At 63.1% G+C, this 15,424-nt stretch carries 13 protein-coding genes; 7 read left to right on the top strand and 6 right to left on the bottom strand.

Annotated elements, in window-relative coordinates; translation table 11 throughout:
• Positions 1-150: 150 nt before the first annotated feature.
• The 6 genes from fbp to thiC form a co-directional block, all read right to left on the bottom strand.
• Positions 151-1,248: a fructose-1,6-bisphosphate aldolase/phosphatase gene (fbp, locus tag QZ408_RS10720; RefSeq protein WP_292491459.1), complete on the bottom strand. Its 1,098-nt coding sequence runs from the start codon at positions 1,246-1,248 to the stop codon at positions 151-153.
• A gap of 387 nt (positions 1,249-1,635) precedes the next feature.
• On the bottom strand, positions 1,636-2,088 hold the full coding sequence (locus QZ408_RS10725; protein WP_292491460.1) for an Hsp20/alpha crystallin family protein: 453 nt from the start codon (positions 2,086-2,088) through the stop codon (positions 1,636-1,638).
• An 84-nt stretch (positions 2,089-2,172) separates the two neighbouring features.
• The gene (locus QZ408_RS10730) at positions 2,173-4,596 is read right to left on the bottom strand and encodes a CDC48 family AAA ATPase (protein WP_292491461.1); all 2,424 of its coding nucleotides are present in this window, start codon (positions 4,594-4,596) and stop codon (positions 2,173-2,175) included.
• Between the two features lie 47 nt (positions 4,597-4,643).
• Entirely contained in the window at positions 4,644-5,234 is a 591-nt protein-coding gene (locus QZ408_RS10735) for a 5-formyltetrahydrofolate cyclo-ligase (RefSeq protein WP_292491462.1), read from the bottom strand.
• 64 nt (positions 5,235-5,298) lie between these two features.
• Positions 5,299-5,715 carry a carboxymuconolactone decarboxylase family protein gene (locus QZ408_RS10740; protein ID WP_292491463.1) on the bottom strand — a complete coding sequence of 139 codons (417 nt, stop codon included), beginning with the start codon at positions 5,713-5,715 and terminating at the stop codon, positions 5,299-5,301.
• 322 nt (positions 5,716-6,037) lie between these two features.
• Entirely contained in the window at positions 6,038-7,312 is a 1,275-nt protein-coding gene (gene thiC / locus QZ408_RS10745) for a phosphomethylpyrimidine synthase ThiC (RefSeq protein ID WP_292491464.1), read from the bottom strand.
• 177 nt (positions 7,313-7,489) lie between these two features.
• On the opposite strand from thiC, the gene QZ408_RS10750 reads away from it, so the two are divergent.
• The 7 genes from QZ408_RS10750 (at position 7,490) to QZ408_RS10780 (ending at position 14,912) form a co-directional block, all read left to right on the top strand.
• Positions 7,490-8,200, top strand: a complete 711-nt coding sequence (locus QZ408_RS10750) for an anaerobic ribonucleoside-triphosphate reductase activating protein (RefSeq protein WP_292491465.1) — start codon at positions 7,490-7,492, stop codon at positions 8,198-8,200.
• A gap of 140 nt (positions 8,201-8,340) precedes the next feature.
• A complete protein-coding gene (locus tag QZ408_RS10755; RefSeq protein ID WP_292491467.1) occupies positions 8,341-8,889 on the top strand; it encodes a dephospho-CoA kinase in 549 nt (182 codons plus the stop codon).
• On the top strand, positions 8,886-9,659 hold the full coding sequence (locus QZ408_RS10760) for a sugar phosphate isomerase/epimerase family protein (protein WP_292491468.1): 774 nt from the start codon (positions 8,886-8,888) through the stop codon (positions 9,657-9,659). The genes QZ408_RS10755 and QZ408_RS10760 overlap by 4 nt, the downstream gene beginning before the upstream one ends.
• A complete protein-coding gene (gene rnz, locus QZ408_RS10765) occupies positions 9,647-10,600 on the top strand; it encodes a ribonuclease Z (RefSeq protein ID WP_292491469.1) in 954 nt (317 codons plus the stop codon). The genes QZ408_RS10760 and rnz overlap by 13 nt, the downstream gene beginning before the upstream one ends.
• 21 nt (positions 10,601-10,621) lie before the next feature.
• Positions 10,622-11,824 carry a magnesium transporter gene (locus tag QZ408_RS10770; protein WP_292491471.1) on the top strand — a complete coding sequence of 401 codons (1,203 nt, stop codon included), beginning with the start codon at positions 10,622-10,624 and terminating at the stop codon, positions 11,822-11,824.
• A gap of 35 nt (positions 11,825-11,859) precedes the next feature.
• Entirely contained in the window at positions 11,860-13,062 is a 1,203-nt protein-coding gene (locus QZ408_RS10775; protein ID WP_292491473.1) for a potassium channel family protein, read from the top strand.
• Positions 13,063-13,076: 14 nt separating this feature from the next.
• Positions 13,077-14,912 carry a DHH family phosphoesterase gene (locus QZ408_RS10780; RefSeq protein WP_292491475.1) on the top strand — a complete coding sequence of 612 codons (1,836 nt, stop codon included), beginning with the start codon at positions 13,077-13,079 and terminating at the stop codon, positions 14,910-14,912.
• The last annotated feature ends 512 nt before the right edge of the window (positions 14,913-15,424 follow it).

Genomic DNA, 15,424 nt, shown 5'->3' on the forward strand with positions numbered 1-15,424 from the left:
GCGAGAGGCAACGGTGTGCAGCTCGTGACGCGCGCGACTGCATCGCCGAACGGACGTATGGACGGCTCGTCACACAGCCGGGGGTACCCCCCGCCCGCGACGGAGGCGGGTGGCAGGACCCCTTCCGGAGTCTGCAAAACAGAAAAAGGGTTATTCGGGAAGATCTTCCCAGCGGTCCTTGAACTGCTTCTCGACGCCCGGGAGGGTGGTGTACTCCATCTCCTCAAGCGAGAGGCGGTGCGGTTCGAACGGCCCGTGAGCCCGGAGCACATCGGAGAGCTCGCAGCACCGGTCGCGGACGCGGTCAAACGCCGGGTCGTCGAACATATCTGCAGGCCCGATCAGTTTGCCGTTGCTGACCTGGAACCCGAGGCAGATGACCCGGGGCGGCCCGTCGAATGCGGTGCAGTTCGCGTCACAGACGCCCACCGGCATGAACGGCCCGTGGTGCGAGCCGCGCATCCACCCGGCCACAAGAATGGGCGTCCTGAAGGGGTCGATGACCTCGCCGACCGCCGGGAATCCGCTCTGCGCCCTGACGACCATAACCGGGTCGTCCTTCCCCACATAGCGGCCGGCCATCAGGTTCAGCCGCTGGGTGCTCGTGGATGCCGCAACCGTGCCGTCCTTCTTCCGGACGTACTTGATCACGTAGCGGCTCGGCGCTCCGATGTAGGCGAGGAGGCTGTAGGACTCTTCGGGCGTGTTGAAGAGGATCCTGCGCTTCTCCATGACGTCGTGGACCTCGAAGGTGAACCCCTGGTGCATCGACGGGTCGATGACGAGGCCGGACGTGCTGAAGGGGTCGGCGAAGATCCTGTAGAGGAAGTAGTTCCACGCCCCGGGCTCGGTCTTATCGGCCATGAAGACCAGGACCGGATCGGAACCCCGCTCTTCAAACTCCATCTCAGCGACACCGGGCCCCATCCCTTTGACGTTGCCGCTGAACGCATCTCCGAGCAGGTCCTGGCCGGCACCGTAGAGTTTCATCTCTTTCGCGATCCCGGCACATTCCATGAAGATGTCCCACGCCAGTTTGTGGATCTCTTCGTTGTCCTCGCCCTTTGTGTGCGTCATGATCAACTCGAGGTCATCACCACAGTGGGTGACGTACGAGTCGATGATGGTGCTGCCCTCTGCCTCTTTGAGCCTCCGGGCGGCCACCTCGAGGAGCTTCGGGTGGGTGCGGGAGTGCCCCGGAAAACTGCCGATATCTGCTTTAATCACGGACACGGTGGTCTTAACCATTCAATCACCATTACCTGGAAAGGCGTAGCCCTTACGACTACTAGATAGGTATTCGTGTATATGTAGGTGTTGTTGCCTAGAAAAAGGGTTGGCTACGGCAACCGATTTTAGGGATCGTCTCTATCCTCCGCGAACCGATCCGTCGTGGCAGGCGTGCCCGGCGGCGGGTGCGGGGCCGTTTAGATGCTGTTTACCGGTTATGCCGCCCAAATAGGGCCTATGAGCAATTTGGGTATCGCCGTGAGCGGGGTTTTGGGTGCCCGCGCCGGGAGGCCCGGTGGCGGGTGCGCGTCGCACCCGGGAGGGATTGCCCGGATGCGGCCGGAAGAAGGTGGGAGTGCGGCCTCCCGGCATATCCCCGCTGCCTCCCGGCGGGCGGCTCGCCGGTCAGTCGATCCTGATCGATTTGCCCCGCGAGAACCTGACCTCCAGGACACCGTGCTTGTAGTTCGACTGCATCGAGCCGGCATCCACGGCCGGGACCCCCACCGAGGTCAGCTGGCTGTTGCCGGCGATGATCGTCAGCGTACCGTTGATGAGTGACAGGTGAATATTCTCCTTCTCGAAACCCGGGAGATCGATTGCCACCGTCACCTCGTCGTCGGTCGTGTACATCTCTGCTATCGGCTCGATGGTTCCCTCGGAAGATGCTTTTTCGGGCTGTGCTACCGGCTCCGCCTCCTCTGCCGGGGTTTCGGTTCTGCCGGCATCGTGGAGGACGATCTTGAACCCGTAGGCAAACGGCCTGTTCTGATCTCCCTGCTCTTTGAGCCCCTGTTCCATGAGGCGTTTCATCAGCTCGTTGAGTTGCTGGAAGATGTCTGCTGGGCTGTCACTCATGTGCATCACGTTGTTTTCTGTCCCTGCCGATGGGGGCATCCGGCCCCCGGGGAGGGAGCGCCTCATGGGTGCAGGGCGCTCCCGTCAGAACGCCATCGCCGTCTGCGGCAGCGGGCGTTCGATCCTGGTCTTCAACTCCTTGGTGAGGCGCTTGATCTCGCCGAAGTCTTTCTTCCGCGCGTAGACCCCATCTTTCAGGGCCTGCGTGAGGTCCTTGACTTCCTGCTCGATCTTCCCCGTCTCCCGCATCCGGGCACGGTTGATGGTCGAGACGGCGTCCTCGAGCGCCGACCGCTGCTCCTGGTTGTAGAGGATCTGCCAGGAGTGGCGTTCGTTCTCTTCGAGCCGGTCGATATCGAGCGTGCCTCTCACGCGGGAGAGGGCGTCCTCGAAGTGCTTTCTGGTGATCCTCACGTTGCCGATCGCCTTCTTCCGTTCGTCCTCGCTCTTTTTGCCCATCGCAGAGATGAACTCGCGCATGGCGGAGATCTTTGCTTCACGGACCAGCGCCTCGATGTCGGCGCCGACGTAACCCTCGGTCCTGTCGACCAGTTCGTCGATGTTGACGTCGTTTGCGAGGATCTCCCGGTTCCTGAGGTACACCTCGAAGATCTTCTTTCTGCCCTCCCGGTCGGGCGGCGGGACGTAGATGATCCGGTCCAGCCTGCCGGGGCGGAGCAGCGCCTCGTCCAACATGTCCGGGCGGTTGGTAGCGCCGAGAACCACGACATTGTTCAGTTCCTCGAGGCCGTCGAGCTCTGTCAGGATCTGGCTTACCACACTTTCAGTTACGTGCGATGATCCTATATAAGCTCCGCGCTTTGGCATGAGCGCATCAATCTCGTCGAAAAAGATAATCGAAGGCGCAGCTTGCCTCGCTTTCCTGAATACCTGACGAACGCCGCGTTCCGACTCTCCGACCCATTTCGAGAGGAGTTCCGGCCCCTTAACGGAGATGAAATTGCTTTCGCTCTCGTTTGCGACCGCCTTTGCAAGGAGGGTCTTCCCCGTCCCGGGTGGACCGAAGAGCAGGATCCCGCGGGGGGGTTCGGTGTCGAGAGAGGCGAATATCTCCGGATATTTGAGCGGCCACTCAACGGCCTCCGCAAGTTCGGCCTTGACGTCATCGAGACCTCCGACGTCCTCCCATTTGACGTCGGGAATCTCTACGAGCACCTCCCGCATCGCGCTCGGCTCGACGTGCTTGTGCGCTTCGAGGAAGTCCTCGTTTGTAACGCGGAGCTCGTCGATGATCTCGGCGGGGATCTCCTCCTCGATCTTGATCTGGGGTATGATCCGGCGGAGCGCGTGCATCGCTGCCTCTTTTGCGAGCAGCGCGATATCCGCGCCGACGAAACCGTGCGTGGAGCGGGCGTAGTCGTCGAGGTTCACGTCCTCGGCAAGCGGCATGCCGCGCGTGTGGATCTGGAAGATCTGCTGTCTTCCCTTGGTGTCCGGGATGCCGATCTCGATCTCGCGGTCGAACCGGCCGCCGCGCCGGAGGGCGGGGTCGATCATATCCGGGAGGTTCGTTGCGGCGATCACCACCACCTGGCCACGGGTCTTCAACCCGTCCATCAGGGCAAGGAGCTGGGCGACGACCCGGCGCTCGACCTCGCCCTTCACCTCCTCGCGTTTAGGCGCGATCGAGTCGATCTCGTCGATGAAGACGATCGAAGGCGCGTTCTCCTGCGCCTCCTCAAAGACCTCCCGCAGGCGCTCTTCGGACTCACCGTAATACTTGCTCATGATCTCGGGACCCGAGAGCGTGATGAAGTGGGCGTCCACCTCGTTTGCCACCGCTTTTGCGATCAGCGTCTTCCCCGTCCCCGGCGGGCCGTAGAGCAGGACGCCTTTCGGAGGCTCGATACCGAGACGCTCGAAGAGTTCGGGGTGCCGGAGCGGGAGCTCGATCATCTCCCGGACAAGCTGCAGTTCCCGGTCAAGGCCGCCGATGTCCTCGTAGTGGACGTCGGTCGCCGCCTCGCGCCTTCCCTTCTCGGGCTCGTATGGGGTCTCCTTGAGCTCGATCTCGGTGCCTTCTGTGACGATGGCGATGCCTTTCGGGGCCACCTTCGCGATGACGAACGTGAGCGGGTTCCCGAGGATGCTGACCCGGACGTGCTGCCCTTCCGTGACCGGTCGGCCGCGGAGGAGTCTTCCCAGATACTGCTCGCCGCCCACGAGGCGGATGGGCTGGGTCGGCTGGATGGTCACTTTCTTTGCGTATCCGGCCTCGGTCTTCCTGATCCGGACTTTGTCGTCGATCCCGGCTCCGACGTTGCTCCGGGTGCTGCCGTCGATGCGCAGGACCGCCTTGCCGGTGTCCTGCGGGAATCCCGGCCATATGAGCGTCGCTGCCTTCTGGCGCCCCTCAACCTCGATGACGTCGCCGCTGACAAGGCCGAGCGCCTTCATGGTGTCGATGCTCAGTCTGGCGATCCCCCGGCCGGCGTCTTCATGAGCCGCCTCCTTGATGGTCACCTCAACGGATTCGGTGTTAGCCATGTGAACAATCTCCTCCTTTTAGGTTTACCATAGGTAAGTGATGTCAGCTATTTATAGTTTTCTGTGATTCCCCTCCTGTTGTACCGGGTAATCCCCGTTTCTGTAACGATGCAATCCATCTTCACGTCGTTTTCGTCGGCAGGGATGCTCTCCGTCCTCTGGCAGGAGAATGCGATGCCGATCCTCTGCAGGTGCGGGTAGCGGCAGAGGAAGCGGTCGTAGTACCCGGCACCGTAGCCGAGCCGGTTTCCTGCGGCATCGAAGGCGAGCATCGGTATGACGACGGCCTCGATGTCCGCCGGCCGGGCCGGGAGTTCGTGGCCGATCGGTTCGGGCACGTTGAACGTGCTCGGGCGAAGGACCGCGGGGTCCGGCAGGTAGGAGAGGCGGAGGCTCGCGGTCTCCCGCTCGATGATGGGCACGACGACCCGCACGCCCCGGCGATTTAAGTCCGCGATCAGGTCTTTCGTCTCGACCTCCGGGGTTTTTGCGGCGTAGACCATGACGGTATCAAACCCGTTGAGGAGGTCGAGGAGCCTTTGCCTGATGATACGGCTGTTCTCGGCGATCTCTGCAGGGGAGAGGAGAGATCGGGTTTCCTTTGACTGCTGGCGGAGGGCCGCTTTTGTCTGGCTCATTGTAGGAAGTTTTGGCTCAATCAAACCATAAAATATGCACGCTCGGGGATGGGGACCGTGCAACCTACTTCTTTGAAGCCTGCTCCGCATCGCAGACCTCCCTGAACCGGCGCAGGGAGGATGCGAGGACCCGGGTCTTCCCGATCATAGCGGCGATCAGGAGTGTGTCGAGGATCTCGTCGCGGGATGCGCCTTCCTTCAGGGCGGCCTCCATATGCACTTTCAGGCAGCTGTCCGCCCCTGCTCCCGCGGCGGCCGCAACGGCGATCAGTTCAGCGGTCTTCGGGTCGAGGGAGGCGGGCCGGGAGATCCGGTAATCGGCGATGGCGGAGAGCGCGAACGTGTCCGGCCGGTCCCGGAGGATGGTGAAGATGAACGGCACGGTGCCGAGCATCTCCTTTACGTCTTCAGTGATGTCGTCGCCGAGGTCGTCTGCGTGGGCGAGAAAATCGTTGATAAGTTCTTCGTTATCGGGTTTCATCTGGCTATCCTCTTATGGGAATGTGGGCGGGGAGGAGGATAATGGTGCGGTTTTTGGTCCGGGCGGGAGGAGGCCGAGGCAGGCTCAAATGGGGCTACAGGCATATCTGTAGGGTGGAGACAGGGGCGATACCCCCACGGTCCACTGTACCGGGACTTGCCCATAGTGGCCGTTCCGATGCGTGCAAAGAGCAAGAAAGCACGATAGCTCTGCAGCCCGTGCCGTCCACCACCCGGAAGAACGAGCACCCTTTGCTATCCGGAAAATAATGCCCAAAAAAGGAGATCCCGGAGGAGCACCCTCCCGCTCTACCAGATCTCTATCAGAAGTTAAAGTGCTTTCCAACGATCTTCAACGCACAGTAGTCCCCGCACATCGTGCAGGCGTCGGCGTCGGCCGGCATCCGCTCGGCCCGGATCGCGCGGGCGCGTTCGGGATTGATCGCGACCGCAAACTGCCGCTCCCAGTCGAGGTCGCGGCGGGCGTGCCCCATCTCGAGGTCGGCGTCCCGCTTCTTGAGTTTGATCATATCACCGACGTGGGCGGCGATCCTTGAACTGATGACGCCCTCGTAGACCTCCTCGGGCGTGGGGAGCGCCAGGTGCTCCGCCGGCGTCACGTAGCAGATGAAGTCGGCGCCGTAGGAGGATGAGAGCGCGGCCCCGATCGCGGCCACCCGGTCGTCGTAGCCGGGCGCGATATCGGTGACGAGCGGCCCGAGCATGTAGAACGGCTTCCGGTTCGTGACCCGTTTTTGCAGGACGACGTTCGTCTCGATCTCGTCGACCGGGATGTGCCCCGGCCCCTCGATGATCGCCTGCACACCCTGTGCGTGCGCCTTGTCGGCGAGCTCCGCGTTGATGAGCAGTTCCTGGATCTGGGCACGGTCGGTCGCGTCGTGGACCGCCCCCGCCCGCATACCGTTGCCGAACGAGAGGGTGACCTCGTGCTCTTTCAGGATCTCGACCAGATAATCAAACTCCGCGTAGAGCGGGTTCTCCTTCTCGTTGTGGAGCATCCACGCGGTCATGAATGCCCCGCCCCGGGAGACAAGCCCGCCGTGCCGCCCCTGGTTCTGCAGGCGCTTCATCGTCTCGTAGTTGATCCCGGTGTGGATCGCCATGAAGTTGGTCCCGAGCTTCGCCTGCTCCGCCGTGATCCGGAAGAGGTCGTCCTCCTCCATGTGGACGACCGCCCCGTGCTTCCGGGCGGCCTCGATGAACGCCTGGTAGAGCGGGACCGACCCGACCGAGAGGGTGGTCGCCCCGACGACCCGGCGCCGGATCGCTGCAAAATCGCCGCCGGTGGAGAGCTCCATCAGCGTATCGGCACCGGCACGCTCGGCCTGCCGCGCCTTCTCGACCTCCATATCGACGTCGATGATGTCCGACGATGTCCCGATGCTCGCGTTGACCTTCGTGCGGAGCCCCTCGCCGATACCGCAGATCTTGACCTTCCGGTAGGGGGATACCGGAATGACGATGTGGCCCTCGGCCACGCCGCGCCTGACAAAATCCTCGGTTACGCCTTCTGCTGCTGCGACGATCCGCATCTCCTCGGTGACGACGCCGCGCCGGGCGTCTTCTATGAGACCCATGACGGTATATTTGGGAGAAATAGTTGATAAAGGCTTGTTTTTAGGATTTGGGCTAAGATATGGTTGTTTTCTCATCAAGTAAGATTGACTTACTCTTATTCAGGCCCGGTTTCGTAGCCGGAAAGCCAAGGCTTACAAGCGATCGAGGAGCACCAGTATACCGTCCGGTGAACTGCTTTGTACGTCAATTTCGGGGGTTTTGTCCCCATCAGCACCGTCGACTGGCGGGGACGGGCGGCCTGCACCGTCTTCCTCCGCGGGTGCCCCGCCCGCTGCTTCTACTGCCATAACGCCGCCCTCCAGAACGGAGAGGACCTTCGCCCCCTGGATGAGATCGTCGCGATGATCCGGGGTTCCCGCCCGGTTGCCGGCGCCGTCGTCTTCTCCGGCGGGGAGCCGACCCTGCAGGGGCCGGCGCTCATCCGCCTTGCCGCCGCCGCCTGCGGGATGGGGCTCTCCGTCGGCCTGCACACGAACGGCATGTTCCCCCGGGTGATCGAGGAACTCCTCCGCGAGCGCCTGGTGGACATGATCGCCCTCGACGTCAAGACCACGTGGGAGCACTACGACGACCTCCTGGGCGTGGCTGCCGTCGACGGGGTGAAGCGGTCGCTCGCCGCCTGCAGGCGGGCGAAGGCCGACGGCAGCCTCGGAACCTGTGAGATCGTGGTCACCCTCTTCCGGGGCCGCGAGGGCGATCTCCCGGCAATCGCAGAGGCTGCCTGCGGGCTCGCCCTCGTCCTCCAGCAGGGGGTGGCAGAGGGGTTTGTCCCCCTGACCCGGCAGGAACTCGAAGCGGCGGCAGCGCCGCTCGGGCGGAAGGTCCGGATACGGACAAGGGAGGACGGTGAGGTCGGGTACGACCCCGGACAGGGCCCCTCCCCGTAACGTTAAGCATAATATCGTCGGGAACGCAAGATTCATGGAGATATTTGTGGCGGCCGCCACAACCTGCACCATCGGCGTCAGGAGTCCGGATCACCGGCACGGCTGTTCTCGATATAGCACAATAAGACGGAGAATCCCTGATGAAGGTCATTGGAATCGTCGGTATGCCGGCAAGCGGGAAGGGAGAGGTGTCGAGGATCGCCCGGGACCTCGGGATCCCGGTCGTGGTCATGGGAGACGCGATACGGGAGAAGGTGAAGGAGGCCGGGCTTCCCCTGACGGATGCGAACCTCGGCGCAATCTCGGGGAAGTTGCGCGCGGACCTTGGTATGGACGCCGTCGCCCGGATCACCATCCCGGTCATCGAGGCAACGGCCGCCCCGGTGGTCCTCGTGGACGGCATCAGGGGAGACTACGAGGTGGCGACGTTCCGGAGGCACTTCCCCGACTTCACGCTTATTGCGATCGCCTCGTCGTTTGAGACGCGCTATCGGAGGCTTGCGAACCGGGGCCGGTCGGACGACTCCCTCACCGCCGGAGAACTCCGGGCCCGTGACGAGCGGGAACTCGGGTGGGGGCTTCTGCGGGCTCTCGCGCAGGCGGACTACCGGATCACGAACGAGGGCACGCTGGAAGAGTTTGCTGCCGAGGTCCGGGGCCTGCTTTGCCGCCTGGGAGGGCTGCCATGAGCCTTACCCCGTACTTCTCCTCCTCATCGAAAGTCTGGGAGTCACGCGACTGGATCTTCGGCCTTGAGGAGATCGGGTACGCCGGGTGGGAGATCGTCGCCGACGGGAAGTACCGCCTGGACAACCCCGGGAACTTTGCCGCCATCCAGGAGAACCTCGCGAGTACCGGCCTTCTCGTGACCGTTCACGCCCCCTACAGCGACTTAAACCTCGCGTCGCTGAACTACCCCATCTGGCGTGAATCCATCCGCCAGACCTGCTGCTGCATCCTTCATGCGGCCGACCTGACTGATCGGGTGACGATCCACCCCGGGTTTGTCTCCCCCGTAGGAAAACTCGTCCCCGAGAAGGTCTGGGAGATGCAGAAGACCGCACTCGTCGAGATCGGGAAATATGCAGAGGACCACGGCGTGCTTGCGTGCGTCGAGAACATGATCAGCATTAAAGACTTCCTCTGCCGCTACCCTGAGGAGATCCTCGGCCTCACGGAGGGAATCCCCGGGATAGGAGTCACGCTCGACGTCGGGCACGCGAATACCAACGGCCTGGTCAACGCGTTCCTTGCGCATGTCGGCAAGGTCAATCATCTCCACATCCACGACAACCACGGGCAGTCTGACGAGCACCTCGCGCTCGGCGACGGGACGATCGTCTGGGAGAAGGTCGGGCGCGCTATCGCCCGGGACTACTCCGGCCCGGCCGTGATCGAGGGCCGGACGCTTGAGGAGGCCAAACGGAGCCTTGCAACCTTCAGGAAGTGGTTTGTATAGCCGGCGAGACCCTGCACGTCCACTTCCTCGGCACGGCGGGAGCGCTCCCGTCGCCGCAAAGGAACCCCTCCTCGCTCCTCATCAGGCGGGGCTCCGATACCCTGCTCTTCGACTGCGGGGAGGGCGCCCAGCAGCAGATGATGCGTGCGCGGACCGGGTTTACCGTGGACGCCGTCTTCGTCACCCACTGGCACGCCGACCACTTCCTCGGCGTCTTCGGGCTCGTTGAGACGCTCGGGTTCATGGGGCGGACCGACCCGCTCCCGATCTACGGCCCGCCCTGGGTCAGCGAATTTGTCGACCTCGTGCAGAAGATCAGTGGCCATACCCGGGGTTACTCCGTCACCGGTCATGTCCTTGAGCACGGTTCGGTCGTGCCCTTCGACGGCTACACCGTCAGGGCGTTTGCGACACTCCATGGCATTCCCGGGCTCGGCTACGTTCTGGAGGAGGACGAGCGGCCCGGGAGGTTTAACCGCGAGCGGGCGATCGCCCTCGGCGTCCCGCCGGGCCCGCTCTTCGGGCGGCTCCAGCGCGGGGAGACGATCCGCGTCGTCCGCGGCGGTGTCGAGACCGAGGTCCGGCCCGGCGACGTGCTGGGTGAACCGCGCCCGGGGAGGAAGGTCGTCTACACCGGAGACACGCGGCCCATCCAGGACCAGCCCGGGGTCGCCGCGATGGTCCGGGACGCTGACCTCCTGATCCACGACGCCACGTTCGATGACCAGGAAAGCGACCGCGCCCGGGAGGTCCTGCACTCCACCGCCGGCGAGGCCGGTGAAGCGGCGGCGGCTTTAGGCGCCCGCATGCTTGCCCTGGTACACATCAGTTCCCGCTATGCGAGTACAGCAAACCATATACGCGATGCAAAGCGACAATATGAGGGAGACGTGATCCTCCCGGCCGATCTTGCGGTGCTGGAGATCCCTTTTCGGAGTTGATGACAATGGACGGTGATGGTGATGGAGCAGGGTCTATGCAGCCAGAGCCGCCGCCGTCTGGTCCTGACCGGTCTTGGTGCCCTGCTCGTCAGCGCCGCCGCGTCGAGCGTTGCGGGCATCTACCTCGGCTCCGCCCGTGAAGTCCTCGCGCTGATACCCGGCCTGATGGTGCTCCTGCCGTCGATCATCGATATGCGGGGCAACATCGCCGGGGTCCTCGCATCCCGTCTCTCGTCGTCGATGCACCTTGGGGTCTTCTCCATCGACTTTGAGGAGGGATCCGTCCTCGGCGACAACATTCGGGCCTCGTTTATCATAACCGTCCTCATAGCATTCATCCTTGGCATCTTCGCCTACGCGGCAAGCCTCCTGTCCGGCCTCCCGACGGTGAGCATCACCGACCTCGTGCTGATCTCGGTCACGAGCGGGATCGTCTCGGGGCTCGTGGTGATGGGGATCACCGTGGTCATTGCGCTTGCGAGCTACCGTTACGGCCTCGACCTCGACATGATCGCCGCCCCGACCGTCACCACATCTGGGGACGTCGTCACGCTCCCGATCCTCGTGCTCTCCGCGGTCTTCGTCGTGCAGCTCCCTCCCTGGGCGCGCCTGGCGCTCGGGGCTGCCGTGATCGCCGCGGCCGGCGCCGCCATGCTCTACACCCGGCGCCGGCCGGCAGGGATCGGGACGATCGTCCGGGAGAACCTCTTCCTCCTCATCCCGCTCAGCGTCCTCGGTACGCTGGCCGGGCTGACCTATTCGCTCAACCTTGACGATCTGGTGACGTTTGCGGCGTTTCTCATCCTGATACCGCCGTTTATGGGCGGCCTCGGTTCGATAGGCGGTATTCTCGGGTCGCGCCTCTCGACCGGGATGCACACCGGCGAACTTGCCCCCTCACCCCTCCCCGGGCGCGGCGTCGTGCATCATTTTATCATTTCCTATCTCTATACGTTGATACTGCTTCCACTGCTGGCGCTCATAGCGCACGGTGCGGCGGTGCTTATGGGGCTAAACAGCCCCGGCCTTGGAATACTGGTCACTATCAGCCTCGTCGCGGGTCTGATCGTCATGACCCTGGTGAACGGCGCGGCATACGCCACCGCGAGCCTTTCATTCCGGTACGGCCTCGATCCCGACAACTTCGGCATCCCTGTCATCACAAGCCTGATTGACCTGATCGGTGCAGCCACGCTTGTATCAGTGATAAACCTGCTGTTGTAGTGAAAGGATATATGAGAAGAACGGTTGACAGACCCATGATGGAACGTGAATACCAGCCGATCAGCTTCAAAGACGTCCTGATCGAGATGAAGGACATCTCTGAGCTGATGGTTGATCTCTCGTACTCTGCGATACTCTTTGACAGTAAAGAGATAGCCCTCGAAGTGATCAATCTCGAGGAGAGCATGAACAAACTGGTCTATCAGGCCAGGATCCAGAGTGTTCTCGGCGCGAGACGCCTCGAGGAGGCTGAGGCGATGAGCGGCATGCTCCAGGTGGCCGAGGCGGCGGAGAGGATTGCAAACTCGGCGTCAGACATAGCCAAACTCATCCTGAAAGACGTCCGGTTCCCGGCAAAACTCAAGCGCGTCTTTCCCGAGGCTGAAGAGATCGTCACGCGGGTGATCGTCAGCCAGAGCAGCGAACTTGCCGGCCGCACGCTCGGCGCCCTCAAAGTCCAGAGCACGACGGGCATGCAGGTGATCGCCATCCGGCGCGGAAAGGGCTGGATCTACGATCCCGACAAGACCACCCGGGTGGAGATAGGGGATATCCTGATATCCCGGGGTCCGGAGGCCGGGGCGGATATCCTCTCCCTGATGGCGGGGACGGCGGAGCGTCCCCGGGTCGAACCCCCGCCGGCCGGCGAGGTCGACGACCTCGACCGGGCGGTCGGGCTGATCATCGAGATGAAGAACCTCTCGGAGCTCTCCGTAGGGCTCGCGTACACTTCGCTGCTCTTCAACAACAAGGAGGTGGCGCACGAGGTGGTCGCCCTCGATTCGACGCTTGATGATATGCGCTACGACCTGGACCTCTGGATCCTTGAAGCGGCACGAAAGATCGATGATGTGCGCTATCTCCGGGGGCTCCTGTACATGTCCGCGTTTACACAGGCGATCAGCGACTCCGCCCACTCCATCGCCGACGTCCTCCTGCGCGACATCGAGATCCCGCCAGTCTTTAAGAAGATCGTCCGGGAGTCGGACGAGATCATCACCCGGATGCCCGTGGCGGAATCGTCGCCGCTTGTGGGGAGGACTCTCAAGGAGGCGTCGCTTGGGACGGTGACGGGGATGGTTGTCCTCGCCATCAAGCACGGCGACCGGTGGGTCTATCGGCCGGGGAAGGGGGTCCGGCTGGAAAACGGTGACATTATCATTGCAAAGGGCAGACGTGACGGTGAGTGCCGGTTGCATGAACTTGCGGGGTATGCCGTCGGGGTGCCCGAAGAATAACCAGGTGAACTACCATGACTGATACAGAAGATACGATTGTCTACCGCCTCGGATCAAACTGCGATCTCGACGAGGTGGAAGAAGGAAAGACCTATCTTGGACGGGTGCAGGGATTCGCCCCGTTCGGGGTCTTCGTCCAGTTAAACGACCGGGTCAAAGGGCTCGTCCATAAGAGCAACGTGAAGGTGCAGCATAGCGAGCGCGACCCTATCATCGTTCACGTCCTCCAGATCCGGAGCAACGGCAACATCGACCTTGAGGAGGTCACGCCGACGGTCTACCAGACCCAGAACGTGACCAAGAAGACGACGAGCGTGCTCCTTGCCGATATCGGCAAAAAGATCGGCAGGACGGTCCTGATTGAGGGCGAGGTCGCCCAGATCAAGCAGACGTCGGGGCCGACGATCTTCACGGTCGTGGATGAGTCCGGCACCGCGAACGCGGCCGCGTTCATCGAGGCGGGTGTCCGTGCCTACCCGGAGGTCGAACTCGGGGATATCGTCGGCCTCACGGGTGAGGTGATGCAGCGCAACAACCAGCTCCAGATCGAGGTCGGGTCCATGGCGGTCCTGGAACCGGAGGATGCGGCGCGGGTCAGGGAGCGGATCGAAGCGGCGCTCGATCTCCGCGCGGAACCGGTCGATCTCCCGTTCCTCGTGGAGAGCGATGTCCTTCGCGCGCTCAAGCCGCAGATGCGCCGGGTGGCGAAGGAGATCAGGAAGGCGGTCCTGACCGCGCGGCCGATCATCCTCCGGCACCATGCGGATGCGGACGGGATATGCGCTGCCGTCGCGATCGAGCAGGCGGTGACCGCGCTGCTCCGGGAGAGCGGCGGGGACTTCGACGCGGAGTATTTCCTCTTCAAGCGGTCTCCATCCAAGGCGCCGTTCTACGAGATCGAAGACGTCACGCGGGATCTTGACTTTGCCCTCAAGGACAACGCCCGCTACGGGCAGAAGATGCCGATGATCCTCCTGATGGACAACGGGTCGACCGAGGAGGATATGCCGTCGCTGAAGGTCACCCGGATCTATGGTCTCCCGGTGCTGGTCGTGGACCACCACCACCCTGACGCGATCGTGGACGACTACCTGATCGGGCACGTCAACCCCTACCACGTGGGCGGCGATTACGGGATCACGGCCGGGATGCTGGGAACCGAGATTGCCCGCCTGGTCAACCCGGCGATCGAGAACCAGATCCGGCACCTGCCGGCGATCGCGGGGGTCGGCGACCGGAGCGAGGCGCCGGAGCGTGCCCGGTATCTCGCTCTCGCCGCACCTGAGTACTCGGAGGACGACTGCCGCGATATCGCGCTGGCGCTCGACTACGAGCAGTTCTGGCTCAGGTTCAGCGACGGGAGGGAGGTCATCAAGGACATCCTGAACCTCGGCGGGAACCCGGAGCGCCACGAGAAGTTCGTCGACCTGCTCGTTGAAGAGGCGAACAAGGCGATCGAGGAGCAGATGGAGGCCATCATGCCCCATGTCGAGAGCCGGATGCTCCCGAATGGCGCCCATCTCTTCATGCTCGACGTGGAGATCTTCGCCCACCGGTTCACGTTCCCACCGCCGGGCAAGACGTCGGGGGAGGTGCATGACCGGCTGGTCCGGGAGCACCCGGGAGAACCGGTCGTCACGCTCGGGTTCGGGCCGGACTTTGCCGTCCTGCGCTCCCGGGGCGTCATGATGAACATACCCAGGATGGTGCGCGAACTCCACACCGAGATCACCGGCGGCGGGGTGAGCGGCGGCGGCCACCTTGTCGTCGGGAGCATCAAGTTCGTGGAGGGTATGCGCGACGTGGTGATCGAGAGCCTGATCCAGAAGATTGGTGAAGCACCAATCTGACGCTACTTCTTTCCCGCCTCGCGAGGTGGTGCGGGAGACGGCCGGATCGCCTCCGGGGAACCGGCGCGAGAAGGGCCTCCGCGATGCCGGCCACGGCCCCTGTCAGGTGTTATACTGTAACTCTTCTCTTCGCGCGACCTGCGCCCTGATGCAACGATTCTCAATTGCCGGCACTCTCAACAGAGGAGATCATCGATCGTGTTTCGCACTGTCCGGGAGTTTGCATCCCCGGGGACGGTTTTTCCCGGGTATTCCCACGCGCTGCCCCCCTCCGGGGACGGGGGCCGAAGGCCGGGCGGGGTGGAGGTGCCGGAGAGGTACGTATGAGTAGCCCGCCTGCGGAGGTTGCCAGACAGGAACGTATGAGTTCCCACCGGCGGGGAGGGGAAGACCCCTCCCGGTCCCCCCCGGCCCCCACGGTCGATCCACCACGGTCCAGGGATGAGCCTGGATGAGCCTGGAACTGGGTCCGGCTTGCTCTCCCCGCCCTCCGGGAAACCGATGTCAGCGCC

It is taken from the genome of Methanoculleus sp. 10, assembly GCF_913757945.1.
Lineage (GTDB): Archaea > Halobacteriota > Methanomicrobia > Methanomicrobiales > Methanoculleaceae > Methanoculleus.